Source organism: Pseudoalteromonas sp. SG43-8 (genome assembly GCF_014164245.1).
GTDB lineage: Bacteria > Pseudomonadota > Gammaproteobacteria > Enterobacterales > Alteromonadaceae > Pseudoalteromonas > Pseudoalteromonas distincta.
This window is the reverse complement of record NZ_JACJEX010000001.1, coordinates 461,744-486,034: the sequence shown is the minus strand read 5'-3', so window position 1 is coordinate 486,034 and position 24,291 is coordinate 461,744. Positions and strand designations below refer to the sequence as shown.

Sequence of the window (24,291 nt, the reverse complement as noted above, 5' to 3'; positions counted from 1 at the left end):
AGTATGAGTGTACTGTCTTATTTTTCGGGTATTGAAAACGTGTGGCTAAATAAGCTTGTTACTAAGCTAACAAGCTCAAATAGTCGCAGCGTCAAAAGCGGCAACGTTTATATAATTGGTGCGGGCCCAGGAGACGCAGAGCTAATTACGGTAAAAGCGCAGCGTTTAATTAATACCGCCGATGTTGTTTTATACGATTGGTTAGTAAGCGATGATTTACTAAAAACACTGCCTAAAAAAGCACAGCGAGTATTTGTAGGTAAACGTGCGGGTAAACATTCGATGACCCAAGCTAACATTTGCGAACTACTGGTTAAATACGCACAACAAGGCTTAAACGTAGTGCGTTTAAAAGGCGGCGATCCGAGTATATTTGCACGTATTAACGAAGAAGCCGATGCGCTTAGTGAGCATAATATTAATTTTGCTATTGTTCCGGGTGTGACAACGGCTTGTGCTACGTCCGCTTATACGGGTATTCCGCTCACTGCAAGGGACGTATCAAGCAGTGTTACATTTTTAACTGCGCAGTTTGCCGATCCTAATAAGCAACCTCATTGGCAAAATTACGCGTTTATGCCTGCAAACAACGACCCCACTTTAGTGGTTTATATGGGGCTTTCGCGCTTACAAACGCTAAGCTGCGGTTTGCAATCAGTGGGCTGGCCAAGTAATACACCCATTGCACTAATAGAGAATGCCACTACCACTAAGCAAAAGGTAATTACTAGTACGCTTGAACTGATTGTAAATGAGCATGCTAAACACAACCTTCAAGGCCCTACCCTAATTATGATTGGCGAAGTAATAAATCATAAAATGGCTATTAGTCCTGAGTTACTAAACAGTGTAAATGTTAACGCATGACGTAAAATGAATAATGCACTTTTCGCGCTTACTACCTCCCCAGGAGTAGGCGCTTTTTTTGTTTTTAATTTGGGTTCAAGTTGTGTGCAATAACATACTTAAATGCACCAAATAAGTTAAAAGTAATGGCAAGTTAAATTATAGAAACACAGTGACAAATAAAAATAATACTTTAAGTAATTGTATTAGCTTGATTTTAAATTCAATGATGAAATTTATTAATGATTGGAACAGTGGTTGCACTTTAAAAACAAAAAAGTGTGGAATAATACCAATGGCGACAAGCAATCCTCTCACAAAACAGTTTTTATTAGCGGCTAAGTATCAAGAAATACACGCGCTAAAGCAATTACAAAACAGTTGTGCCTCGCTTACTAAATTAGGCGATTTTGTACATCAGTTACAAAAAGAACGTGCAATGAGTAATATATTTTTGGCCTCAAATCGCGAGCGATTTAATACCCAATTACGAGAGCAAATTCCTTTAAGCAGCAGCGCACAAACTGCATTTTATGATTCTCTTAAACAAACATTTATAAACGACAACGCCGATACTGGTCATACTCGGTTATTTAATTTAATTACCTATAGCCTGCAAACACTTGACGCATTGCCCGAATTACGCAATCAAATAGCACAACAAAACATTAGTGCAGTGCATGCTACGCAGTCGTTCACGCAGTTAATTGCTAGTTTACTCAATATTATTTTAGAGGCAGCAGATGGCGCAAGCGATCCTAAAATAACGCGTTTATTAGTTGCCTTTTTTAACTTTATGCAAGGTAAAGAATACGCAGGACAAGAACGTGCCTGTGGTGCACAAGCATTTGCAGCGAGTAAATTTACCACTGAGCAAAAACAACAACTCGCGCATTTCGTACAAGAGCAAAACCACAGTTTTGACTTTTTTAATGAGTACGCCGATGCGCACCTTTTAAAATGCTTTGCCACGTTAACAACACATCAGGTGAATAATCAGGTAGACCAACTTAGAAGTTTACTGCAAAAACTCGATGACGAGAATGCTCAACCGCTCTCGCAACTAAGCGAAGTATGGTACGAAGTAACCACTACGCGCATAGATATAATGCACAAGATTGAGCAAAATATAGCAGATCAATTAATTGATACTGCAGCAATGCAAATAGCCTGTGCTCAACGTAGTTTAAATACAAATAAGCAAGTACTTAACAATATGGCAGAGCAACACATAGCCCCTACTTTTGGCCAATTAGCCATTAAGCAACCAGAGCCAGAAGTAAACCAAAATATAGCGGCCGATAAGCTCAACAGTAATAAAACTATGTATGATTTAATTATCGAGCAAAGCCAGCATATAAAACAAATAAACCAAGCGTTACTTGACGCTAAAAAAGTTATTAGTGAGCAAAAGGTCATTCACCAAGCCAAGTACATACTTATTGAGCAGTTAAAGCTCACCGAAGAGCAAGCCCATAAACAGCTACAAAAACAAGCAATGGATACGCATAAAACCTTATTTAGCGTAGCGCAAACAATTGTACAAATGAGCGATTAAATATGCTGTTTTTACTTGGGCATGTTGCTCTTTAGTAATACCACTACCCTAAATAATAGTTATTTATTAAGTTACAAATTTCACACCCAGATTGAGTTTTGCCTTATTTTAAAATTGATTCATAACCTGCTGACTATAATAAGATAAAACCCTAATTTGAAGTCTATTTATAATGCAAATTATTCAAAGCATTCAAAATAATCAACTACAATAAGTTAATCATTTGTTGCATCTCATTTTAATGAGGCATATTTAATACTGTTGTAGGAGTTTGTATGCCCAATGTAGAGAGTTATATAGAAGGTGTATCATTTATAGATGAGCAGCAATTAACAACTTCTCTTGATAATGACATTCAAACAAACATAGAAAACATTGCTGAGCTAATTTTAAACATTTTTGATGCGAGCTCATTTTCTATTGTTGCTAATCTGCCTCAACGTGCTGTCGAGCTATATAAATCAGGTTCAGAAATAGCAGTAGCTAAAGAGCAACTATCTGATGATATTTTTAATGAATCGATTATTGAGCATGATCCTAAAATATTTAGAGTTATATCGCTTATTATTTTGCCCTCAGGTCTTAAGTTTGGATGGTTGATATTCGAGCGAGCAAGTGATTCACTACTTACAGAAAAAGAAAAATCAATTTTAAATAGTTTACAAAAAAACTTTGTAAATCAGTTAGTCCAACGTAAAAATTCATTTTCTATATCTTTTTCACAAATTGTTAAAGTTTTCTCTGTGTTAATAAATTTCATAACAGCATAATTTAATGGATTTATTTCTTCAATACAGTCAATTGGTTGCTGCCTAATTAACAATATATCTGACTCAATGGTATTTATATCTATGGGGAGATCATTTTCTATTTTTTTAACTGACTTAGTAAGTTGATGAGTATATTTTAAGTGAAGAAAATTAAGTTGGTGAAACTTGGCCCCTTTAGCTATTTCAAAAGCTGAGTAAACAGTAATACTTACCTCTGCAGCTGTTAAAATCACAATAAGCATCAGTTTTTCTGGAGATATTCATATACGACACCTATTTTAGCTACTAACCCAACAGTTTTTTAATAACACTATAATAATTATAGTATTTATCACATTAGGTATAGCAGGTTTTATCTTTTTTACTAGCTCCTCTATAAATAACAATTTACGCTTAACTTAGTTCATTTTTAATACAAAGCTTCTTTTTAATTTTAGTTTGCCACTCAAGAGCAAGCTCCGGCAATTCGAGTGCTGCTAATAATACACTTTCATAATCTGGATATTTTTTATCAAAAAATGCCTGGAACAGTTTTTTAACTGATATGTCGTGCGAGGCTTTCTTCTCGATAACAACACTATCACCAGTTTTTGCAACGCCTTGCTTTAGTACCCTAAAATACACGCCAGTGCAGTAATGCTGCGTAAACAGTTTAAGGCTGTTTTTATTATTAAGGGCGATAGCGAGTTTAAAACAAGGCACACGAGGCTGGCTTACTTCAAGTAATGCAGTACCAATTAGAATATGGTCACCTATGTGTATATTCGCTTCATCAAGGTCAGAAATCGTGAAGTTTTCGCCAAAGGCACCTACTGCCAAATCATCATTCTCGAGGGTTTGCTTCCAGTAATCATAATGATTGTGCGAAAACGCGTAAACCGCTTTATCAACCCCGCCGTGATTAACTAAATCAGCTTGCTCATCCCCTATAATATTTAGCTTTTCAATAACAACAGGTTCGTTAGTTGCCGTTTTAAAAATACCGGTTTTAACCTCTTTGCCGTTATACACTACCGTTTTTATTTTAGAGATATTAGTAGAGATTATTTTCATTAAGACTCCCACCTACCCATCGCTTGTTTGTCACTTTGTTTAAACTCAACCCAGTTTGATGAGTCTTTAAAGTGCTCTTTTTTCCAAAACGTGGCGTGGTTTTTTAAATAATCCATTATAAATTGTGCGCCTTCGAACGCGGCTTGGCGATGGCGGCAAGTTACGCCTACAAATACAATTTGCTCGCCAAGTGCTAAGTAACCAACGCGGTGAATAATGCATATTCTCGCCAGTTGCCAGCGAGTTTGTGCTTGCTCTGCAATAGATTGAAGCAGTTGCTCGGTCATACCAGGGTAGTGTTCAAGCTCAAGTGCAATAACGTTATCGCCACTGCTGAACTCTCTTACCAAACCTGTAAAGGTGACAACAGCGCCATCGCTTTTGTTATTACTACAAAGCGTATTGTGCTCGTCACCTACATTAAAATCATCGGTTTGTACTTGAATATGTATGCTCATTAACCACCTGTAACCGGCGGAAAAAAGGCAAGCTCATCCCCTGCTTTCACTATTTCGTCGCTTGATGACATAGTTTGGTTAAGCGCGGCAAGTAGCTCTCGTTCCTCAAGCCACGGTTGCCAGTGCGGGTATTGGCTCACTAATCTTAATTTAAGCTCTGAAATAGTAAGCGGCTGCGTAATTTCAAGGCTTAATTTACTGCACTTTAACCGCTCTTTTAATTGCCCAAAAAACAATAACTCTACTTTTTGGGCGCTAGATATAGCATCGTTTGGATTAATCGCGTTGCCAACTACCATTTTTGCCCCCAGCTTTTTGAGTAACGCGCATGCCGCTAATTTCCATAAGTGGGTCGGCTGCTTTACACATATCAAACAAAGTAAGCGCAGCAACAGATACCGCCGTTAGCGCTTCCATTTCGACGCCAGTTTTACCAGCAAGTTTGCAGTAGCTAGTTATTTTAATTTGGCTGTTTTCTTCATCAAGTTCAAAATCAACTGCTACTTTACTAAGTGCAAGGGGATGACAAAGCGGAATTAAATCGGCGCACTTTTTAGCACCTTGAATACCTGCAATACGTGCCACGCCTAGCACATCGCCTTTTTTGTTTTGATTAAGCATTACTTGCTCAAAGGCAAGCTTGCTCATGCTAATAAATGCTTCAGCTGAGGCATCGCGTAGGGTTACGTCTTTGAGCGATACATCAACCATATTTGCTTGGCCGTTTTCGTCAACGTGGCTCAACATACTATTGCTCACGCGATTCACACTTTTTACCAATGGTAATGTGCGGTACAAAGTTACACGGTTTATGCATTGAGTTAAGTTGATCTTTTATAATGCCTGTCCACGCTGTTTTACATGCGCCTGTTGAGCCTGGCATACAAAAAATAACCGTGTTGTTAGCAAGCCCTGCCAATGCACGAGACTGAATAGTTGAATTACCAATTTCGCCGTACGATATATGTCTAAATAGCTCACCAAAACCGTCTACGCTTTTATCAAACAGCGGCGCAAATGCCTCAGGTGTTGAATCGCGTTCAGTAAAACCTGTACCGCCAGTCACTAAAATAGCGTGAATGGTGTCGTCGGCAATCCACTGCGATGCAATAGCGCGCATTTGGTAAACATCATCTTTAACAATTTCTTTATCCGCTAAGTGATGACCCGCCTCAGTTAGCGCTTTAATTAAGTAATGACCAGAAGTATCGGTAATCGCATCGCGCGTGTCGCTTACTGTAAGTACGGCAATGTTTAAAGGTATTTGTGTATCGCTTGTGTGGCTCATAATGTTTTTCTCAATTGGTTAATGCTTTGGTCAAAATGCTCATTTACAGCTTTAAATTGCGCCGGTGTATTGGTGTTTATTAATGCATGCGCTTTATTACATAAAAGCGTTTGCACACCAATACTTTGGGTAAACTGTTTTATTGATTTATGACTGTTTGCGTTTGTGAGTATGTGTTTTAAATGATTTTTTACACTGCTTGTATTACGAATATACAGCGGTAGTGGTTCATTTTCAAAGTGCCAAGCATGTATTTGTGACTGATTTAATTGATTGCTCACACTTTGTACTTTATTTGACTGAGAAGCCAGCACAATTGTGCTTAACAAACTACTCGTAAGTAGAGGCATATCTACCGCAGTAATAAGTAAGTCGTGCTCGGTGGCTATTAATGTTGAGTAAATACCGCCAAGGGGTCCACTATTTGGGTATATATCTTTAACGTACTTCTCTGAGGGATAATCGCTCGAAGAATATTGGCTCGATGATTTAACTGGATTTGTAACGTTGCGACTTATTAGTATATTTTTAGCGCCTGCGTCTTTTAATAAATCACACGCATTGTGCAATAGCGTTTTATTTTTTAAAACTAAATCGGCTTTGTCTGAGCCCATTCTTGATGACTTACCACCAGCAAGTACAACGCCTGTAAAATCTCGCTTAACTTTCATATTAGATTTTATATTAGCTTTCATATTAGCCGCCTAACATGGCTAAGTGAGTTGTAGCACCTGTTAAGCGTTTATCCAGCTCATGGCTTATTTCTTTATTGCCCATAGCGGCTTGAATTGCCTTTACGGTCGCTGCAGTATCGTCCTCGTTTAGTAGTTCGCGTAAATCTATACCTTGCTCTGCAAACAAGCATAAGTGTAATTTACCCAGCGCAGACACCCTCAAGCGATTACAGCTTTTACAAAAGTCTTTACTGTACGGCATTATTAAACCAATACGACCATCGTAATCAGGATGACAAAACTCTTCTGCGGGTCCGTTTAATTTCCCCCTAACGACTTTTAGCCAACCTTGAGATAAAAGCTGTGCTTTAACCGTTTGCCCACTTAAGTGGTTTTCTTCAAAAAAGGTTGCGCCGTCACCGGTTTCCATTAATTCTATAAAGCGAACTGTAACTTTGTGGTGCTTTACCCACGCTAAAAAATCTTTCAATTGATTTTTATTAAACTGCTTGGCAAGTACCGCATTTATTTTTATATCTTTTATGCCCAGCTCTACCGCACGTTCAATCCCTTTTAAAATAAGGGTAAGTTTGTCGTGCCCTGTTATGAGTTTAAACATACTCGGGTTTAAACTATCAATACTGACATTAAGCGCATCAAGGCCTGCTTCTGCAAATTCATCAATTTTCTTTAATAAATTAAAACCGTTGGTAGTAATGGCTACTTTTTCTATGCCGCGCGTGTTTTTACAGAGTTTTATAATATCGGTTACGTCGTTTCGCAAGCATGGTTCGCCACCTGTAATACGCACTTTTTTAGTACCTAGCTCTGCAAACGCATTTACCAGCGTGCTAATTTCATTTTTATTTAAAAAATTACGCGGCGTATCGCACTGATACCCGTTTGGTAAACAATAACTACAACTAAAATTACATACATCGGTTATTGAGAGGCGCAAATAGTTAAACTGCCGACCAAATTGATCATTAAGCATATGCTTCCTTTTTTCTTTACATTACAACCGCAACATCAATACTGTTCGCTTTTTGCGTAGCATGTTGCTTAATTAATTGGCTTAATTGCGTTTTACACGAACCACAGTTAGTCCCACATTTAAGTTCAGAACCCAATTGCTCGACTGTGTTTGCACCGTTTTTAATGGCGTTTATAATTGGCTGCTCTCTTACTTTAAAGCAGCTACACACTTGCATGCCTTGGGTAAATTCTTCATCTGGGGTTGCATAAAGCAAAGACTGTAACTGTGTAAAGGTCAGTAATGGCTCTGCAAATAAATGGTTTATCCACTCAAGTGATATTTCTTTTTGCTCATTAGAAATAACACCAACAAACGCTAATTGATCGTTTTGAATACACTGCACATGCATGGCTTTTGCCGTATTCATAGCCGACCACTGCCCTTGTAAACCGGTTAAGGTTTGGCAGAAATACAGTAAATCACTTTGTGCCTCATTAAGCGCCAATTGGTAATTGAAGCAATTACTTGCATTAACTTTGAGCCAAAAATCACTGTTTATAACAAGTTCGTTTTTAGTAAACAGCTGCATATATTGCTCAAAGGGTGCTTTAACTATATTAACAGCGCCGTGTTTACACTCAGCCTGACCAGATAGAGGGTCAACTACCGACTGATACAACCCACTTACGGTAGCGGATGATGCAAATTGCTTATTCCAATGAATAGGCATAAAGCATTCACCTTTTCGCACAGCATCGGTTACTTTTGCATGCGCGGTAACCTGCCCTGTTTGGGCAATCGCGCTTATTAAATCGTTTTGTTTAATTGCTAATTTACTGGCATCAAGCGGATTAATTTCAATATACGGGCGTGTAATATGCGATGAAAGCGCAGTGCTTTTACCCGTGCGGCTCATGGTATGCCATTGGTCGCGTATACGTCCTGAGTTCATTACAAACGGATAATCACTTGATGTTTGTTGAACAGGTAGTTGCGGCGTTATAGGTATAAAACGCGCCTTTTTATCAGCGGTGCTAAATTGGTTATTTGTAAAAACCTGACCGTTTTTATAAGGCTGATTTTTAACAACAGGCCACATAATGGGTTTTAAGTTATCGTACTGGCTTTTTGTGAGCCCAACTAAACCAGAGAGGTTTAATAATCGACTACCGTTATTTTCAAAGTCGGTTAATTGTGCCCATTCTTCAAAAATGCCACTTGGATCTGTAAAGTCAAAACCTTCAAAGCCCATTTTTTTAGCGACTTCGCACATAATTTGCCAATCATTTTTAGCTCCCGAATAAGGCGCTACTAACGGGCGCTGCCTTGATATCCTTCGCTCTGAGTTAGTTACTGTGCCGTTTTTTTCGCCCCATCCGGTTGATGGAAAAGCAACATTGGCAAACTTTAACGTATCACTTTTTGCAATACAGTCAGATACAACCACCAGCTCGCAGGTCTCTAATGCTTTTTTAATTGCGGCGTTGTTGGGCAAGCTCACCATTGGGTTTGTTGCCATTATCCACACTGCTTTTATTTTGCCTGCGGCTATTTCATCAAACATATCAATAGCATTACTGCCTGCTTTTTTAGCAATAGTTGGCGAGAGCCAAAAGCGTTGTACAAGTGATTGATGTGCTTCGTTTTCAATATCTAAATGCGCCGCCAACTGATTAGCCAAACCACCTACTTCGCGCCCGCCCATCGCATTGGGCTGCCCAGTAATCGAAAACGGACCGCTGCCTGGTTTAAGTAATTTACCTGAGGCTAAATGTGCATTAATAATGGCGTTGCATTTATCTACACCCGAGCTTGATTGATTTATACCCATTGAATAAAAGCTAATCGCGCTTGGGCTGTTAGCAAATAGCGCGTAAAACTCAATTACTTGCTCAATTGCTATATCGCAAAAGTCGCTAACTGCCTCACAGCTCCATTTTGTTGCCTCTTGCAGTGCGCTTTCAAAGCCGTTTGTGTGCTGAGCAATAAATTGCGTGTCGAGGTGGTTATGCTCATTTAAATAATTAAGCAAGCCGTTATAAAGCGCGGCGTCACTGCCTGGTTTTATATTTAAAAATGTGTCGGCAAGCTCAGCTGTGTCGGTTTTACGCGGATCAATAACCACCACTTTCATATTTGGGTTAAGCTGCTTAGCACGCTCCATTCGCTGATACAAAACCGGATGAGTCCATGCTGCATTAGAGCCAATTAATATAAGTAACTCAGTTTGCTCTAAATCTTCGTAGGTACACGGCACTACGTCTTCACCAAAAGCGCGTTTATAACCTGCCACAGCAGACGACATACACAGGCGTGAATTAGTATCAATATTGCCTGAGCCTATGTAGCCTTTCATTAATTTATTCGCGATGTAGTAATCTTCAGTAAGTAACTGCCCTGACACATAAAAAGCCACCGCATCGGATCCGTGCTTTTGTATTATGTCGTTAAATTCATTGGCAACGTGGTCAGTTGCTTCATCCCACGTGGCTGCTTTATTATTAATGAGGGGCGACGTTAAGCGATTATCACTGCCTGTTGTGTCGAGCAAATGGGTGCCTTTTACACATAAACGACCAAAGTTTGCGGGGTGCTCTCGCATGCCTTCAAGCTTGGTTGGCACATTATTAAAAAGTGAAATATCAACACCGCACCCTACACCACAGTAAGCACATGTTGTTTGTTTTAAACTCGTTTTATTTATAGTTGGTGACGTGTTTGCGGTTGTCATACTGCTCTCTTTTAGTGTGCTTTAATTTATGCAGGCTGTTTTACAGGCTCATTAAGGGTAACTACGTTAATAGTGTTACTTGCTTTAGCGAGTGCGCTGTTTATTACGTTTTGAACGAGCTTTTCACACCCTCCACAACCTGTACTGGCTTTGGTGCTTTGCTGCACACTTGCCAAATCTATGCAGCCGTTAGAAACTGATTGTTCAATGGTGTGTTTAGTTACTTTATGACACGCGCAAATAATGGCGTCATCAGGCAAGTCATCGGCGCTTAGCTCTGCTATGTCGCCGGCGAGGGGCATAATGAGCGCTTCGGGAGCGGTGGTAAGTTCAATGTCGTTTAAATGATATTGCAGTAAATTATCGTAATCGCTGGTATCGCCAACAAGTACCGCACCAATCAGCTTATTACTTTGTGAATTAGTAACTACTTTTTTATAAATGCCATTGGGTTGATCCTCAAAATAATAGCTTATTGCGCCTTCGCTGCGTGCATGAGCATCGCCAATAGAGCCCACTTCAACACCCATTAATTTAAGCTTAGTGCTCATATCGGCACCGCTAAATTCATCGGCTTTATTGTCTAAGCCAGTACTTTGTAAACTACCTTGCTGCGTATCTTGTAAAATATGCCCAACTGCAATTTTAGCCATAGCGTAACCGGGTGCCACTAAGCCAAAAATAAAATTATTCCACAGTGCACATTCACCAATTGCGTATATGTTTTTGTCGCTCGTTTGGCAGTGGTTATTAATTACAATACCGCCGCGCTCACCTAACTCTAAATTAAACTCGCGGGCTAAATTATCATAAGGGCGAATACCCGCCGAAAATACAATCATGTCGGTTTCAAGGGTTTTGCCGCCTTTAAAACACATTTTATAACGGCAGCTTTCACTTTCTACTATTTCCTCAGTCGCCACTGATGTATGTACAGTAACGCCCAAATCTGTAATTTTGTTTTTTAGTAGCCGACCGCCACCCGCATCAACTTGTACGCCCATAAGTTGCGGTGCAAATTCTATTACGTGAGTATGTAAACCCAGTTGCTTTAATGCGTTTGCAGCCTCAAGACCCAGTAAACCGCCACCAATTACCACGCCTACTTTGCTGCCGTGGGCTGAGTTTTTTATTGCGTGTAAATCGTTAATGGTGCGATAAACAAGGCAATGCTCGCGATCTTTACCCGGTATAGGAGGGACAAATGGAAATGAACCTGTAGCAAGCACAAGCTTGTCGTATTCAAACGACTCCCCTTTAGCGGTCGTTACAGTTTGCGTATCACGATTTATATCAACCACTTTAGAATGAGTATGAAAGCGTACTTGCCAATCGTCATAGGTTTTATTGCATGTAAGTGCGAGGTCGTCTGCGGTTTTGCCTTTAAAAAAAGAGGATAGTTGTACGCGGTCATACGCTAAACGGTCTTCACCGCTAAGTACCGTAATTTCAAATTGCTCATCAGCCTGATTTTGAGAAACTAGCTGCTGCACAAAATGGTGCCCCACCATTCCGTTTCCTACCACTACAACACGCTGCTTACTTAACATTTACCCACCTTAAAGTGATACCTATTTTAGTAATTGACTAAAACTGAAATCGAATAATTTGTTATAGGTTTGTTATAGCAATATGTAAGCCAAATATATAAGCACATAAAATCAGTAGGTTGCCTACATTGGTGCAGAGGTGGAAAGCATAAAGCCCCACAAGATGGTGCAATTGCACCATCTTGTGTCGCTATAAATTACAAGTGAATATTAGAAGATAAAGAGGATTAAAATTTAGCGCTCATCCATACCCACAATTTTTGAGTATCGACTTTATTAGCAGCAGTATCGCCCGCTGAGTAATCAGCGTATTTAACACCCACTGCGTATTGTTTATTAATAGGTTTAACGTATTGTACGTTTAGTTCAGTACCCAAATCGTCAACCCCATTTGATTGCTCATTAGCATCAAAACTGTGATAAGCCACCAGCCATTTTCCGTCAAACGCTTTACCGTTTAAGCTTATGTAAGTGTCGTCCAAGCCTTGTGCGGGTGTATTTAAAAACGTATCTGTCCAACCATTAAATTTATGTAACGTGGCAAGCGGTGTTGCAAACCCGTAATCGCCATTGTCAGAGCCAAGTGACTCTATGCCGACTTTTAAAGTTACTGTTTTTATGCCCAACCCATTTAAATCCACAGCGCCTTCAAGTGCATAGTAATCAGCATCAAAATCACTCACGCTTGTTGAGGCAGACTGCGTTGCATACTCCGCTTTGTAATAAAAATTTATATCGTTTAGGGTTTTATTACCGTTAAAATAAACGCCATAAGTATCTAAACTGTCGTCTTGTAGTGCATCGTCACTTAATAAGTAACTGTATAAAACCACTTTACCGTAGTCTGTTTTAAAGCTTGCATTAATTAGATGATCGGACGATTTAATGTCTTTATCGTCAGCAAATATGCGGTTACGCTTATTTAAATAACTGTACTGTAAATCGATGTTGTTAAATGCGTAATTAATGGTTGCTGCATCAAAGGTTTGCCTGTCTTGGCGCCAACCTACGTGCCCAACAAAACGCTGCCCATCAAGGGCTATTACTTGGCGCCCTACTTTTAGCGATAGACCATCGCGGGCATATTTAACAAAACCTTGGTCTATCTCAGTGTTTTCTGGGTCGGCAATAACAGAGTAATTAGTATTTTTCCCCACCGTATTGTTGTAATCATCTACGCCCAATAGGCTGCGGGTGTCTTCTACTTCAATAAGGGCTGAAAAACCATTCACCTCATCTGTTTGGTGCGTTAAGCGGGTTCTAAGTGTTAAGCCGCTTGCATCTTTTAAGGCATTGTTTTGATCAACGCTTTCAAAACGCAGTCTAAAATCAAGATCAGTTTGCGAAGCTTGGCTTATTGAAGGCGCAGTGAAGCAACCCAGTATAAAAATAATAGGTAAGTTGTTCTTATAGTTAAGCATTTTAGTTCTCTAAGTTTTAATTATTAATACACATACCAAAGCAATAAATAAACACAGCGAAATACATTTCCACACCATAACTGGATCGCGTTTCATTATTGAACTTTTATTAGCGGTACTTTCTAAATAAGGATTAGGTTTGTTGATATCGTTTATAAACTCAGAAAAAGCTTGGTATCTGAGCTCAGGTTTAGGGGCAAGCGCTTTCATAAGGGCTTGATCTAACCAAAACGGAATATCGGCTCTGTATTTACGAATACTTGTGTAGTGCCAATGGCTGTAATCTTTTGGCGCTACGTGGTTAAGTGGCAGTGGTTTATAAGGCAATTTTGAGCACAATAACTCATATGCAATCACGCCAAGTGAAAACAAATCACTTTTAAAATCGGCGTGCATAGTAATAAGTGTTTCGGGTGCGGTGTAGTCGGCAGTGCCTTGCGGGCAATCATCCGCAATTTGTTTAACCGACTCGTCCATAGCCGCAACACTTACTGTGCCGTAATCAATGAGCGTTACTTTACCGTGCGCATCTATCATTACATTATCGAGTTTTAAATCGCGATGCACCATATCGAGTCGCTGAAACGCCCTTAGTGCATGTACTATTTGTTCAATAATACTGCGTACTTGGGTTATTTCTGGGTGCGGCACGTCGTGCTTCCAATCACTGAGTGTTTGCCCGTCCATGTACTCACAAATATGATACAAAAAACGACTCTGCGATTGCGTACTTAGCACTTTCATCACGTTTAAATGGTTTATGCGTTGCCCTACCCAGCCTTCTCTTATAAAGCCTTGAAGGTAGTGCACATCGTCTTCAAAATTAACCGAAGGTGCTTTTAAAACCACTGGCGGTATATCGGGCGCTTGTTGCACTAAATAAATGTGCGAGCGACTACTGGCATGTAATTTACGAATAACCGTGTAGTCATCAATTTTTTGCCCAACATTAAGCGCTGGTGGAATTTTTCGTCGTGTTAGCGAATGATAAAGTTCATCTAACTTTTGCTCGGCAATATTTTCTACTTTTACCAGTAAGCAACTTACGTTGTCGTCACTGCCTCGCGCTAATGCAAGTTCGGTAATTGCTTTAGCTGCATTTTCTAAATTAGTGTGCTCGTTAATTAATTTAGCTATATCACTACGTGAAAGCACATCGTGTACGCCATCGCAGGTTAATATATAAATATCGTCTGCTTTTAGGTCAACTTCGTATACATCTATTTCTTGATGAAGTTGCGCGCCAAGTGCACGCGTTAGCGTATCGTTTACTTTGTGATCCCGTGTTATTGCCTCTATTTTATTTCCTCGCAAGCGAGTAATACGCGTATCACCTAAGTGAAATATATAACCCGTTGCCGACTTTAAAATAAGTGCTGTAAAAGTCGTCATCCAATCGGCTTTGCGCTGACCTAAGTGATTGTAATTAACTGATTGCGAATAAAGCCACTGATTTAAACTTGCTAACACCTTCGACACTGACTTTTTAACCGCCCAACTTTCAGGGGTATTTAAATACTCATTTATAAAATGAGTAACCGAAAGTTGGGACGCTTGTTTAGCATTTTTTGCTGATGAACACCCATCGGCTAAGCAGGCAATAACGCCTTTAGACTCTTTTTCTTGCGCTTTAGTATTGAGAGCTGCAAACGCATCTTGGTTTTCTGCTTTTAACCCTTTAGCACTGTGCCCGCCAAATGAAACGTTGATTTCATTTTTTAGCGATTTAGCGTGGAGTGTCTCATCAAACATAGTCAATAATGCCTTAAGTCACTGAAATAAGTTCAACGGTGCCGTCTTCATTTACTTCGGTAATATGGCCATCTGGTTCTCTCATAAAAAACAGTGCAGCTAGGCCAAGTAATGCACTACCCGCAATAATGAAAAAGAAGGTTTGATAATCAACAAGTGACAATGCCGTTAAGTACACTACTGCACCTACATTACCGTAAGCCCCTGTCATACCTGCAATTTGCCCAGTTAAACGACGCTTAATTAGCGGTACTGCAGCAAATACTGCGCCTTCACCTGCTTGCACAAAGAACGAACATGCCATAGCCGCAACAACTGCAAGCCATAAAGGCCAAGATGCATCAACCAAGCCCATTACAAAATAACCAACAGCAAGACCTGTCGTAAGTACAATAAGGGTAATACGACGACCTAATTTATCTGAAATCCAACCGCCACCTGGGCGAGATGCTAAGTTCATAAATGCATAAGCTGAGGCTAAAATACCCGCATACACCATATCAAGCGCAAACACATCCATAAAAAATAGCGGTAACATAGATACAACCGCAAGCTCAGAACCAAAAGTTGTAAAATATAAAATATTTAAAACAGCCACTTGCTTAAACTCATAACGATGCGACTCAGGTACAGGCTCTTTAAAAATATGACCATTTACGTCAAAGGTTTTATACACTTCGTAAATATAAAGCAGAACTAAAAAAGCATACACGGCAAGTACAAAGTTAGCCGAAATTAGGTTAGCACCGGTTGGTGAAAGCTTCCAAGTAAGTAATGCTAGTGCACCATACATAGGGATTTTCATAATAAGAAGTAATACAAAGTCGCCTTTACTGGTTACTTCCATTGCGCCTACTTTTTTAGGCTTAAAGTATGTACCGCCTTTTGGTGTATCGGTTACATTTAAGTACCAAATAATACCAAATATAACGCTTAATACACCCGTTAAACCTACTGCGTAACGCCAACCATCTTCGCCACCAAACATAAGTGCAATAATTGGCAATAACATAGCCGCTGCTGCTGAACCAAAGTTACCCCAGCCGCCATAAATACCTTCTGCTATGCCCAGCTCGTTAGCAGGAAACCATTCACTCACCATACGAATGCCCACAACAAAGCCAGCACCAATAAAGCCTAGCGCAAAACGCGCTATAGCGGCTTGTTCAAATGTGGTTGCCATAGCAAACATAAAACACGGAATACTACAGGTAATAAGTAGCGCGGCATAAACAATCCGGGGACCAAATTTATCGGTCAGCATACCCACCACAACACGGGCAGGAATAGTTAACGCTACATTTAAAATTAGTAATGTTTTAACTTGTGCCATGGTAATACCAAGCGAGCCCGCAATTGTACCTAATAAAGGAGCGTGGTTAAACCATACAAAAAATGACACAAAAAAGACCATCCAACTCAGATGTAATACTTTGATTTTTCCTTTAAAGGATATTAAGTTAAATCCAGAACTCGGTTGCATGTTTATTTCCTCGTAAACGTATTATTGTTTTATAAATGCCCCACTCTTTTATATGAGTAGCAGCCCAAACTTTGTTAAATTTTAGTTAACACAATACAGCAATTACTGAGCCACTAATTAAAAATCATATATTTCAGTTGGTTATATGCATTTATTATTTTAATACGTTATAGTTGCACTATATGAGTGAGGGGGTATGGGCTGTTACAGTGCAAATAAAAAGCGTTACTACTTGCTCTAGGATTTAACAAATTGGTATTGTTCAAAAAAAGTATGAGATGTTTAAAAATGCAAAAACCACCGCTAACATACCAGCAGCAACTGCGCTATTCTCGGCACATTATGCTCCCGCAGCTTGATATAGACGGACAAGAGCGACTATGGCAATCGCATGCTTTAATTATTGGTGTGGGTGGGCTTGGGTGTGCGGTAGGTCAATACTTAGCGGCATCTGGCGTTGGCACGCTTACCTTAGTTGATAACGATGAAATAGACGTGACCAACCTGCAAAGGCAAATACTGTATAAAGAAAGTGATATTGGTAGCTCAAAATGCAGTGCTGCAAAAAAACAGCTCAGCGCACTTAATAGTGAAATAGATATAAAAACCATTGAGGCATTTTTTGATGTAAATACCTCTACAGAACAGCTATTTAATAACATTGATATAGTGATTGATTGCTCAGATAACCTAGCAACGCGCAATGCACTTAATAGCGCCTGTTTTAAAGCTAAAGTTCCACTGGTGTCAGGCTCTGCAATACGTATGGAAGGACAAGTCGCGTGTTTTACTATGGATGAAAACAGCCACTGTTATGGCTGTTTATCACAATTTTTTAGTGAACAAACACAAAGCTGCTCTGAATCCGGCGTACTTTCCCCAATTGTTGGGCTAATAGGCAGTATTCAGGCTACTGAAGCGCTAAAAATGCTTGCTGGTTTGCCAAGTGGCTTAAGCGAGCACTTATTGCTGGTGGATGGTTTAAGCATGGAGTTTAATCGTTTTAAAATAGCTAAAAACAGTCAATGTGCGGTGTGCAGCATTTAGTTATTCTAGATTACTGATTGTTGTATAAAGCACATCGCCCACTTTAAAGTCGTTTTTGTCCCACACTCGTCTTGATGCCAAGCAATACAATGTTTGCCCATCTACATTAAGCGTTAGCTGCCACTTATTATTAATAAGCTCAGCTTGAGTTAATACCGACTTTAAAACATTACTGTGCGTTGTTTGCTCAGGCTTTAACGCACTAAACGACATTTGCTCACTTTCTATAATTAGCTTATTACTGCTATCTACAAGTGCAGGAAGCACAAAAAGCGGCTGCTCACTTTGCTGTAATTGCAGTTGATATAGCCCGTAGTCTTCATCAAATTTAACCACATTGTAATTAATTAAGCTCAGCGGTGTTTGCCTATCGTTTGCATAAATAGCTTTTGCAACGTGTGCACTTGCACCTTGGTTTATCACCTTACCTTTATCAAGCTGAATAAGGATATCGCAGCAAAATAGCAGCTCTTTTAATGAGTGACTTACTATTATAAATTTAATATTAAACTTAACGGCTAACTCATTGAGTTTAGTGAGCGTTTTAAAACGCAATGACCAATCAAGCGCACTAAAAGGCTCATCAAGCATTATAAATTTCTGACCGGCAAGCAAAGTGCGCGCAAATACTACACGTTGGCGCTCGCCACCCGATAAGCTTTGTACATCACGATTTAGTAAGTCTTGTAATTCAAGTGTTTTAACAACGTATTGAAGCGTTAAGCTGGTTTGTTTATTCCCGCAGTGTTTTTGTGTAAACGCTAAATTACCTGCCACATCTAAATGAGGAAACAACGGGCACGATTGCAACTGAAGCGTTATACCGCGTTTATCGCTTGGCAACTCATGCACTGGCTGATTATTAATATGAACACTTTTTGCAGGCTCTAAACCACTAATACAACGCAGTAATGTTGACTTACCCGAACCGGAAGGCCCGTAAACACCGAGTACATTAAACGACTCAAGTTCAAGGTTTATATCTAAATCAAAATTATTGAGTGCTTTAAAAAGGCTTAACTTAATCATGTTATTGCTTAACCCCTACAATGCTTTTATTAAACTTAAATAACAGCACTAAACAGGCAAACGAAATAGCCAGTAAAATAAGTGAAAGCTGATGCGCCGCCGTATAATTTAACGATTCAACATGGTCATAAAGCGCAATAGACACCACCTGTGTTTGCCCTTGAATATTACCGCCAATCATTAATACCAAACCAAATTCACCCAATGTATGCGCAAAACCTAAAGCAAACGCGCTACCAATACTGGGTTTTAAAAGCGGGATAATTAAATGCACAAAGCGTTTAAACGGACTCAACCCAAGCGCAATGGCAGCTTCGTTATAGGTTTGATTAATATGTTTAAACCCAGCCACAAGCGGCTGCATTACAAAAGGCAGTGAATAAAAAAGCGAGCCGATAACCACGCCCTGAAAACTAAACGCAAGCTGCGTACCCGTTAGCCAAAACCAAAACTGCCCAAAAGCGTGATCAGGCGAAAACAAAACAAGTAAATAAAACCCTAACAACGTAGGCGGTAGCACTAAAGGCATTGCAATTAATGCCTCTAAAAATGGTTTAAATTTACCGTTATAGCCAGCGAGCTTGTAAGCCAGTGGAATACAAAAAATAAGAAGAAGTACTGCGGTTATAAAGGCAAGTTTTATAGTTAACCACAGCGCGGTTAAATCACTTTGAAGCATTGTTGTCCTTTATTCTGTAACCTAATTCAATTAACTGCTGCTGCGTAGCCTGCGTCATTAAAAATTGCATGAGTTGCTTAGCGCTAGCACGCTTTTTAGTCGAGCTAATAATAACGCCTTGTTGAATTATATCGGGATATTGATTGGTAGGCAGCACGGTATACTCTAAATATTTTTGATCTTGCGTGTTACTATAAGCTGCCTTTAGTGATGAAACAGCCACCAGCCCTACTCCTACATTACCACTTTGCACAAACTGAAACGCATGCGTAATATTATTACCGTATACATAGTTTACTGGCTTTTTAAAATGGTTATTCGCGTAGTGTTCTGAGGCACGCCCGTATGGTGAAAAGCGCGGATTAGCAATGGCTACTTTATCGTTTACTTTTTCAGCTTTGGGTTGCCACAAAGCAAGTTCGCCTAACGCGTAAGTGATTAAGCTACTTTGCTCAGCATAGCCTTCTTTAATAAGTGATTGCGGTCGAAAATCGTCGGCCGATAAAAACACATCAAATGGTGCGCCATGCACTATTTGCGAATATAAAACACCGCTAGAAGCGGCTGATATTTTCACGTCAACATTAGGTAATGGGGATTTTTTTAGTAGGGTTTGCAATACAGTTTTAAAATTACTTGCTACGGCTACTTGCAGCGTTTCTTTTGCGTTTACGCTGCACGAAAACATGCATATCACACACAAAAAATAACCCAACCATGTATTGTAAAGCTTTGACATTATAAGTATTGTTTCAAAATAAAATGATTTAAGTAAGCAATATATATGAACGATGTTTGCAATGCACCCGGTTTATTACCAATTGAAACTGCAATACAAAATATACTTGGCACAATAGCGCCTATTAAAGACGTTGAAACCATTTCTATAATGCAAAGTGTTGATCGCGTTTTAGCAAGCGATGTTAAATCAACTATAAACGTACCCGCTCATAACAACTCTGCAATGGATGGCTATGCGCTGTGTATTTCAGATAAAAGCTTAACCTACACACAAGTAGGTAGCGTGTTTGCAGGGCAAGTTTTTGAAGGAACGCTTACCCCAGGGCAATGCGTAAGAATAATGACCGGTGCCGCCATTGCACCAGGCGCTAACGGCGTTGTAATGCAAGAAAATGCCTCGGTTGATGGTGATAAAATTACGTTTACCGCGCAACCAAAACTAAACGAAAACGTGCGTTTTGCTGGCGAAGATATTGCGATAGACGACGTTATTTTAAAAGCAGGGGATAAATTAAAAGCCGTTGATGTGGGATTACTGGCATCTTTAGGAATTGCCAATATAGATGTGGTAAGAACCCTAAAAATAGCCGTGCTTTCTACAGGCGATGAGCTAATAGAACCTGGTCAGCCGCTTAAACAAGGCGCTATTTTTGAGAGCAACCGCGCTGTTATTATTAGTGCGCTGCAACAAAAAAATATAGACGTGCTTGATTTAGGAATTATCCCTGATGATAAAGAACTCATCACCAATGCATTTTTAAAAGCGAACGAACTTGCCGATGCCGTAATAAGCTCAGGCGGTGTATCGGTTGGTGAAGCCGACTTTACCAAAGAAGTGCTCAACGAAATTGGCAATATTCACTTTTGGAAAATAGCCATGAAACCAGGCAAACCTTTTGCCTTTGGTAAACTAGCTAACAGTTACTTTTTTGGCTTGCCAGGTAATCCTGTGTCGGCTGCTGTGACGTTTAATCAGTTAGTAGAGCCTGCACTTCAAAAACTCTCTGGTCTTGGTGAAGTAAACCCTAAAATGCGTTTTAACGCTGTTACTACATCCGTTATTAAAAAGCGCCCTGGCAGAGCCGACTTTCAGCGCGGGACAGCAACAACAAACGAGCAAGGTGACTTAGTAGTTGCCCCGTTTAATAAACAAGGCTCGGGTGTACTTTCGTCGCTTAGTAAAGCGAATTGTTTAATTGTAGTGCCAGCACAAAGTGGCAATATCGAAAAAGGCGCAACAGTAAGTATTGAGTTTTTATAAAGTATTGAGTTTTTATAAAGCTTAAAACGCTACAGCTAACTTTATAATTTAGCTGTAGCACTGCTGCAAACCTTAAAATAATTTTATATTTAGTGTTTGAATTAAACAGTTTAACTTTTCGCTACGCCCTACAAACTCTTCTTCGCTCAGTTTATTAACACACTTCAGCGCATTTTTAGTTGCAAAGTATCTATCATAACTTAGGCTTCGTTCGCATTTAACACTATACGTTGAAGGCCATGAACCACCTGCACCCGTTGCTATGCCAACAACGTTACATGTAGCGTCTATATACTGCTCCCATGTTTTTATTTGTGCTTTAACTGCATCAACTTGGTAACCATCAGTTAGTTGCGGGTAAATTTCATCCATCATTTTACTGATTTTAATTTTGTATCTATTGCCCTCTAAATTATAAATTTTGCCAGTGTGCATTGCACCGCCTTCTGGCCAAGCATCAGCGCTTTGTGCAAATGCGCCAAATGATGAAATAGCAAAAGCAAACCCAATAATAATTTTATTCATTTTAAATCCTTTTAATAGTTACCAGATACCTGTAAAAAAACGCTCATAAAAAATGCCGCAGAGCTTAGCTGAGCGGCATTATATTATTCAATAAGCTTTTAAAGAGGTCTATTTAAAAGCCAAATATTTTTAAGTGGAAAAACTTAGTCGCCACTGTATTAATAAATATCACAGCTAAAATAACAGGAATAAACGTTGAAAGTGAAAAGTTAACGTACTTTTCCATAAAGCTTCCCGCATAATTAGGCGAACCTAAGCTTAGCTCTTGTGTTAAGCGTGCTTTTTTCCAGCGGTACATTACAAACAAACACACCATTAACCCATTAAGCGGTAAAATTGTGTCGTAAAATACATCAACAATAATATCAAAAAAGCTCTTATTAACGCCGCCATAACTGGTGAACGAAGTAAGGCTGTCAATCATACCAAACGACATTGTACATAAAATAGTAAGTACGCCGGTTGAAAGTGTAAGGATGCCCAATGCTTTTTTACGGCTAATACCTTTGCGGTCACTTAGGGTTGCAGTCGGGACTTCTACTATTGAAACAAGTGAGGTAATTGCTGCAAAAAAGACTAATAAGAAGAACGAGAATGCAACAATAGATGCACCTACATAGCCAATATCATTTTGCAGTGCTAATAAGATTTTAGGTAGGTATACAAAAATCATCGATACAGACGAGTCAGAAAGTGCAGCAGGGTCTGTATTTGGATCAAAACTAAATATAGCCGGTAGCACCATTAAACCAGCTACAAACGCAACAAGTGAGTCCGTAATAGCAACCATTTTAGCGCTACTTACAATGTCATCCTTTTTAGAAATATACGACGCGTAAGTCATTAAGATACCCATGCCCAAAGATAGCGAGAAAAACGCTTGGCTTAATGCGCCATTTAAGACACTTGCATTCATTTTAGAAAAATCAGGAATAATATAGTATTTAACACCGGCCATTGCGTTATCAAGCGTTAATACATAAATAACGAGGGCAAGCAGCATAACCAATAAGGCGGGCATTAAAAACTTAGCGGCTTTTTCTATGCCCTGCTTAACACCGCCTAATAAAATTAAGTTCACCATAATAACCACAACGGCCATATAACCAAACACAGTGTAACTATTGATAAAAACACCAAAGTGGCCGGGATCTGCTAATAAATCTAAATTACCTAGGCCTGTTTGCGTTAAATAGCCAAAAATCCAAACAGTAATTACCATATAAAATACAGCAATCATAAATGGCGTAAGCACGGCTAAAAAGCCTGCAAACTTCCATTTTTTATCATTATTTGATAATAGCTTATACGAACCAAGTGGATCTTTTTGAGCGTTACGACCCATTGCCATTTCAGCCATCATGACTGGTAAACAAATGAATACGACAAATAAAGCGTAAATTAATAAAAATGCGCCGCCGCCATTTTTAGTAGCAGAAACCGGAAAGCCAACTAAATTACCAATACCAACAGCCGAACCTGCCGCCGCTAATATGAATCCGAGACGGGAACTAAATCGTTCTCTATTTTCGCTCATGCTTGAAACCTTTTTATTATTTTGTATATTTCAGCGACTCTACCAGTGTTACACAGAGATTTTCAAGCAATTACAGTGTAAAAATAAAATCGATGTGTAAACCTGTGTAAATACGCTTTTAATTCACCAATTTTCAACGCTGTGGTAGTATTGCGTTAATCAAATTTAACAATTTTTATGAGATTACTTATGTTGTACATGATTCATTCAACAGACGTTGAAAATAGCTTAGAGCTCAGAAAAGCAGCACGCCCTGCACATTTAGCGCGCCTTAGTGAGCTTGATTCTCAAAACCGTTTACTTACCGCAGGTCCGTTTCCGGCAGTCGATAGTGAAGATCCTCAAGAAGCAGGTTTTACCGGTTCATTAGTTGTAGCTGAGTTCGAATCAATTGAAGCCGCTCGAGAATGGGCAACAGCTGACCCTTACGTTGCCGCTGGCATCTATGAAAATACAGTTGTTAAACCTTTCAAAAAAGTGTTCCCTGCTTAAAAGTGTATTAAACCCTGAGAGCGAGCGTTGCACTGTAATTCAGGGTTTGTTCACAAGATTTTAATTAAAATTACCGAGATAAAAGCGAATTTAGCGTTTTTACTTGAATTTTAGTAACTTAGTTAATTAAACTAAGTGGGTCTGGTCTAGGAGTTTTCCATTATGCGCGTATTATTAAGCCTCGGTTTTATTGCTTGTGTTAGCTTAGCTAACTTTGCTCAAGCAGCGACGGCCACCCAAGCATCTCATGCTGAGGTGGACAAAAAGAAAGCCGTAATACTTGCAAAGAAAACAATAGGCGGTAAGACCTTAAAAATTACCGAAAAAACAGATTTTTATACCGTACGAATACTCAAATCTGACGGCCACGTCGTTGATTTACATATAAATAAAAAAACCGGCGAAGTGAAAAAGGATTAA

24 protein-coding genes and 1 pseudogene are annotated in these 24,291 nt (G+C 39.4%); 7 read left to right on the top strand and 18 right to left on the bottom strand.

The window, feature by feature from the left end:
* Positions 1-3 precede the first annotated feature (3 nt).
* The 3 genes from cobA to H5122_RS02200 all read left to right on the top strand — a co-directional run bounded on the left by cobA (position 4) and on the right by H5122_RS02200 (position 3,174).
* Positions 4-867: a uroporphyrinogen-III C-methyltransferase gene (cobA, locus tag H5122_RS02210; RefSeq protein ID WP_182681154.1), complete on the top strand. Its 864-nt coding sequence runs from the start codon at positions 4-6 to the stop codon at positions 865-867.
* Between the two features lie 274 nt (positions 868-1,141).
* The gene (locus tag H5122_RS02205; protein WP_182681153.1) at positions 1,142-2,404 is read left to right on the top strand and encodes a nitrate- and nitrite sensing domain-containing protein; all 1,263 of its coding nucleotides are present in this window, start codon (positions 1,142-1,144) and stop codon (positions 2,402-2,404) included.
* Between the two features lie 275 nt (positions 2,405-2,679).
* Positions 2,680-3,174, top strand: a complete 495-nt coding sequence (locus H5122_RS02200; RefSeq protein ID WP_259395737.1) for a hypothetical protein — start codon at positions 2,680-2,682, stop codon at positions 3,172-3,174.
* Here H5122_RS02200 and H5122_RS20315 read toward each other — a convergent pair.
* From H5122_RS20315 to H5122_RS02140, 13 genes and pseudogenes are all read right to left on the bottom strand, one after another.
* Positions 3,111-3,438: pseudogene (locus tag H5122_RS20315) on the bottom strand (sensor histidine kinase); the annotation flags it as partial. The gene H5122_RS02200 and the pseudogene H5122_RS20315 overlap by 64 nt on opposite strands.
* A gap of 129 nt (positions 3,439-3,567) precedes the next feature.
* Complete coding sequence (locus H5122_RS02195; protein WP_182681152.1) at positions 3,568-4,227, bottom strand: MOSC domain-containing protein; 660 nt, start codon at positions 4,225-4,227, stop codon at positions 3,568-3,570.
* On the bottom strand, positions 4,227-4,685 hold the full coding sequence (gene moaE, locus H5122_RS02190) for a molybdopterin synthase catalytic subunit MoaE (RefSeq protein ID WP_182672198.1): 459 nt from the start codon (positions 4,683-4,685) through the stop codon (positions 4,227-4,229). The genes H5122_RS02195 and moaE overlap by 1 nt, the downstream gene beginning before the upstream one ends.
* Positions 4,685-4,984: a MoaD/ThiS family protein gene (locus H5122_RS02185; RefSeq protein WP_182681151.1), complete on the bottom strand. Its 300-nt coding sequence runs from the start codon at positions 4,982-4,984 to the stop codon at positions 4,685-4,687. The genes moaE and H5122_RS02185 overlap by 1 nt, the downstream gene beginning before the upstream one ends.
* On the bottom strand, positions 4,962-5,432 hold the full coding sequence (moaC, locus tag H5122_RS02180) for a cyclic pyranopterin monophosphate synthase MoaC (protein ID WP_182681432.1): 471 nt from the start codon (positions 5,430-5,432) through the stop codon (positions 4,962-4,964). The genes H5122_RS02185 and moaC overlap by 23 nt, the downstream gene beginning before the upstream one ends.
* A gap of 1 nt (position 5,433) precedes the next feature.
* On the bottom strand, positions 5,434-5,973 hold the full coding sequence (gene moaB / locus H5122_RS02175; protein ID WP_007585240.1) for a molybdenum cofactor biosynthesis protein B: 540 nt from the start codon (positions 5,971-5,973) through the stop codon (positions 5,434-5,436).
* The gene (locus tag H5122_RS02170; protein ID WP_404936271.1) at positions 5,970-6,644 is read right to left on the bottom strand and encodes a molybdenum cofactor guanylyltransferase; all 675 of its coding nucleotides are present in this window, start codon (positions 6,642-6,644) and stop codon (positions 5,970-5,972) included. Before H5122_RS02170 ends, moaB begins: the two co-directional genes overlap by 4 nt.
* 25 nt (positions 6,645-6,669) lie before the next feature.
* The gene (moaA, locus tag H5122_RS02165) at positions 6,670-7,641 is read right to left on the bottom strand and encodes a GTP 3',8-cyclase MoaA (RefSeq protein ID WP_182681149.1); all 972 of its coding nucleotides are present in this window, start codon (positions 7,639-7,641) and stop codon (positions 6,670-6,672) included.
* Between the two features lie 16 nt (positions 7,642-7,657).
* Positions 7,658-10,354, bottom strand: a complete 2,697-nt coding sequence (locus H5122_RS02160) for a nitrate reductase (RefSeq protein WP_182681148.1) — start codon at positions 10,352-10,354, stop codon at positions 7,658-7,660.
* Between the two features lie 26 nt (positions 10,355-10,380).
* Entirely contained in the window at positions 10,381-11,904 is a 1,524-nt protein-coding gene (locus tag H5122_RS02155; protein ID WP_182681147.1) for an FAD-dependent oxidoreductase, read from the bottom strand.
* A 227-nt stretch (positions 11,905-12,131) separates the two neighbouring features.
* Positions 12,132-13,325 carry an alginate export family protein gene (locus H5122_RS02150; RefSeq protein ID WP_182681146.1) on the bottom strand — a complete coding sequence of 398 codons (1,194 nt, stop codon included), beginning with the start codon at positions 13,323-13,325 and terminating at the stop codon, positions 12,132-12,134.
* A 9-nt stretch (positions 13,326-13,334) separates the two neighbouring features.
* A complete protein-coding gene (locus H5122_RS02145) occupies positions 13,335-15,077 on the bottom strand; it encodes a bifunctional protein-serine/threonine kinase/phosphatase (RefSeq protein ID WP_182681145.1) in 1,743 nt (580 codons plus the stop codon).
* Positions 15,078-15,090: 13 nt separating this feature from the next.
* Positions 15,091-16,560, bottom strand: a complete 1,470-nt coding sequence (locus H5122_RS02140; protein ID WP_182681144.1) for a NarK family nitrate/nitrite MFS transporter — start codon at positions 16,558-16,560, stop codon at positions 15,091-15,093.
* 288 nt (positions 16,561-16,848) lie between these two features.
* Between H5122_RS02140 and moeB the strand changes: the two genes are divergently transcribed.
* Positions 16,849-17,607, top strand: a complete 759-nt coding sequence (gene moeB / locus H5122_RS02135; protein ID WP_182681143.1) for a molybdopterin-synthase adenylyltransferase MoeB — start codon at positions 16,849-16,851, stop codon at positions 17,605-17,607.
* Here the strand turns inward: moeB and H5122_RS02130 are convergent, their stop codons facing one another.
* Genes H5122_RS02130 through modA form a run of 3 tightly spaced genes read right to left on the bottom strand, consistent with a single transcriptional unit; the run spans position 17,608 to position 20,003 of the window.
* On the bottom strand, positions 17,608-18,636 hold the full coding sequence (locus H5122_RS02130; protein ID WP_182681142.1) for an ATP-binding cassette domain-containing protein: 1,029 nt from the start codon (positions 18,634-18,636) through the stop codon (positions 17,608-17,610).
* 1 nt (position 18,637) lies between these two features.
* Positions 18,638-19,315, bottom strand: coding sequence for a molybdate ABC transporter permease subunit (gene modB, locus H5122_RS02125; RefSeq protein ID WP_007375247.1), 678 nt, complete (start codon positions 19,313-19,315; stop codon positions 18,638-18,640).
* Positions 19,302-20,003 (bottom strand): molybdate ABC transporter substrate-binding protein, encoded by a 702-nt coding sequence (gene modA, locus H5122_RS02120; protein ID WP_259395738.1) that lies wholly within the window; start codon positions 20,001-20,003, stop codon positions 19,302-19,304. Before modA ends, modB begins: the two co-directional genes overlap by 14 nt.
* A gap of 96 nt (positions 20,004-20,099) precedes the next feature.
* On the opposite strand from modA, the gene glp reads away from it, so the two are divergent.
* Positions 20,100-21,317 carry a gephyrin-like molybdotransferase Glp gene (gene glp, locus H5122_RS02115; protein ID WP_182681140.1) on the top strand — a complete coding sequence of 406 codons (1,218 nt, stop codon included), beginning with the start codon at positions 20,100-20,102 and terminating at the stop codon, positions 21,315-21,317.
* Between the two features lie 72 nt (positions 21,318-21,389).
* Here the strand turns inward: glp and H5122_RS02110 are convergent, their stop codons facing one another.
* Both H5122_RS02110 and H5122_RS02105 read right to left on the bottom strand, forming a co-directional pair.
* Positions 21,390-21,842, bottom strand: a complete 453-nt coding sequence (locus H5122_RS02110; protein WP_182681139.1) for a hypothetical protein — start codon at positions 21,840-21,842, stop codon at positions 21,390-21,392.
* Positions 21,843-21,954: 112 nt separating this feature from the next.
* Positions 21,955-23,379 (bottom strand): sodium-dependent transporter, encoded by a 1,425-nt coding sequence (locus H5122_RS02105; protein ID WP_165744344.1) that lies wholly within the window; start codon positions 23,377-23,379, stop codon positions 21,955-21,957.
* 189 nt (positions 23,380-23,568) lie between these two features.
* Here H5122_RS02105 and H5122_RS02100 point away from each other — a divergent pair, with 189 nt between their 5' ends.
* Together H5122_RS02100 and H5122_RS02095 are read left to right on the top strand one after the other, a co-directional pair.
* Entirely contained in the window at positions 23,569-23,871 is a 303-nt protein-coding gene (locus tag H5122_RS02100) for a YciI family protein (RefSeq protein ID WP_182673448.1), read from the top strand.
* Positions 23,872-24,033: 162 nt separating this feature from the next.
* Complete coding sequence (locus tag H5122_RS02095; RefSeq protein WP_002959808.1) at positions 24,034-24,291, top strand: PepSY domain-containing protein; 258 nt, start codon at positions 24,034-24,036, stop codon at positions 24,289-24,291.

What these genes read in the sequence shown, in the direction of transcription:
- modB (WP_007375247.1), bottom strand. Translation starts at nt 19,315, where the DNA reads ATGCTTCAAAGTGATTTAACCGCGCTGTGGTTAACTATAAAACTTGCC.
- glp (WP_182681140.1), top strand. Translation starts at nt 20,100, where the DNA reads ATGAACGATGTTTGCAATGCACCCGGTTTATTACCAATTGAAACTGCA.
- H5122_RS02095 (WP_002959808.1), top strand. Translation starts at nt 24,034, where the DNA reads ATGCGCGTATTATTAAGCCTCGGTTTTATTGCTTGTGTTAGCTTAGCT.
- H5122_RS02100 (WP_182673448.1), top strand. Translation starts at nt 23,569, where the DNA reads ATGTTGTACATGATTCATTCAACAGACGTTGAAAATAGCTTAGAGCTC.
- H5122_RS02160 (WP_182681148.1), bottom strand. Translation starts at nt 10,354, where the DNA reads ATGACAACCGCAAACACGTCACCAACTATAAATAAAACGAGTTTAAAA.
- H5122_RS02140 (WP_182681144.1), bottom strand. Translation starts at nt 16,560, where the DNA reads ATGCAACCGAGTTCTGGATTTAACTTAATATCCTTTAAAGGAAAAATC.
- H5122_RS02145 (WP_182681145.1), bottom strand. Translation starts at nt 15,077, where the DNA reads ATGTTTGATGAGACACTCCACGCTAAATCGCTAAAAAATGAAATCAAC.
- H5122_RS02195 (WP_182681152.1), bottom strand. Translation starts at nt 4,227, where the DNA reads ATGAAAATAATCTCTACTAATATCTCTAAAATAAAAACGGTAGTGTAT.
- cobA (WP_182681154.1), top strand. Translation starts at nt 4, where the DNA reads ATGAGTGTACTGTCTTATTTTTCGGGTATTGAAAACGTGTGGCTAAAT.
- moaE (WP_182672198.1), bottom strand. Translation starts at nt 4,685, where the DNA reads ATGAGCATACATATTCAAGTACAAACCGATGATTTTAATGTAGGTGAC.
- moaC (WP_182681432.1), bottom strand. Translation starts at nt 5,432, where the DNA reads ATGTTGAGCCACGTTGACGAAAACGGCCAAGCAAATATGGTTGATGTA.
- H5122_RS02200 (WP_259395737.1), top strand. Translation starts at nt 2,680, where the DNA reads ATGCCCAATGTAGAGAGTTATATAGAAGGTGTATCATTTATAGATGAG.
- moaB (WP_007585240.1), bottom strand. Translation starts at nt 5,973, where the DNA reads ATGAGCCACACAAGCGATACACAAATACCTTTAAACATTGCCGTACTT.
- modA (WP_259395738.1), bottom strand. Translation starts at nt 20,003, where the DNA reads ATGTTTTCGTGCAGCGTAAACGCAAAAGAAACGCTGCAAGTAGCCGTA.
- H5122_RS02170 (WP_404936271.1), bottom strand. Translation starts at nt 6,644, where the DNA reads ATGAAAGTTAAGCGAGATTTTACAGGCGTTGTACTTGCTGGTGGTAAG.
- H5122_RS02205 (WP_182681153.1), top strand. Translation starts at nt 1,142, where the DNA reads ATGGCGACAAGCAATCCTCTCACAAAACAGTTTTTATTAGCGGCTAAG.
- H5122_RS02150 (WP_182681146.1), bottom strand. Translation starts at nt 13,325, where the DNA reads ATGCTTAACTATAAGAACAACTTACCTATTATTTTTATACTGGGTTGC.
- H5122_RS02185 (WP_182681151.1), bottom strand. Translation starts at nt 4,984, where the DNA reads ATGGTAGTTGGCAACGCGATTAATCCAAACGATGCTATATCTAGCGCC.
- H5122_RS02110 (WP_182681139.1), bottom strand. Translation starts at nt 21,842, where the DNA reads ATGAATAAAATTATTATTGGGTTTGCTTTTGCTATTTCATCATTTGGC.
- H5122_RS02130 (WP_182681142.1), bottom strand. Translation starts at nt 18,636, where the DNA reads ATGATTAAGTTAAGCCTTTTTAAAGCACTCAATAATTTTGATTTAGAT.
- H5122_RS02155 (WP_182681147.1), bottom strand. Translation starts at nt 11,904, where the DNA reads ATGTTAAGTAAGCAGCGTGTTGTAGTGGTAGGAAACGGAATGGTGGGG.
- moaA (WP_182681149.1), bottom strand. Translation starts at nt 7,641, where the DNA reads ATGCTTAATGATCAATTTGGTCGGCAGTTTAACTATTTGCGCCTCTCA.
- H5122_RS02105 (WP_165744344.1), bottom strand. Translation starts at nt 23,379, where the DNA reads ATGAGCGAAAATAGAGAACGATTTAGTTCCCGTCTCGGATTCATATTA.
- moeB (WP_182681143.1), top strand. Translation starts at nt 16,849, where the DNA reads ATGCAAAAACCACCGCTAACATACCAGCAGCAACTGCGCTATTCTCGG.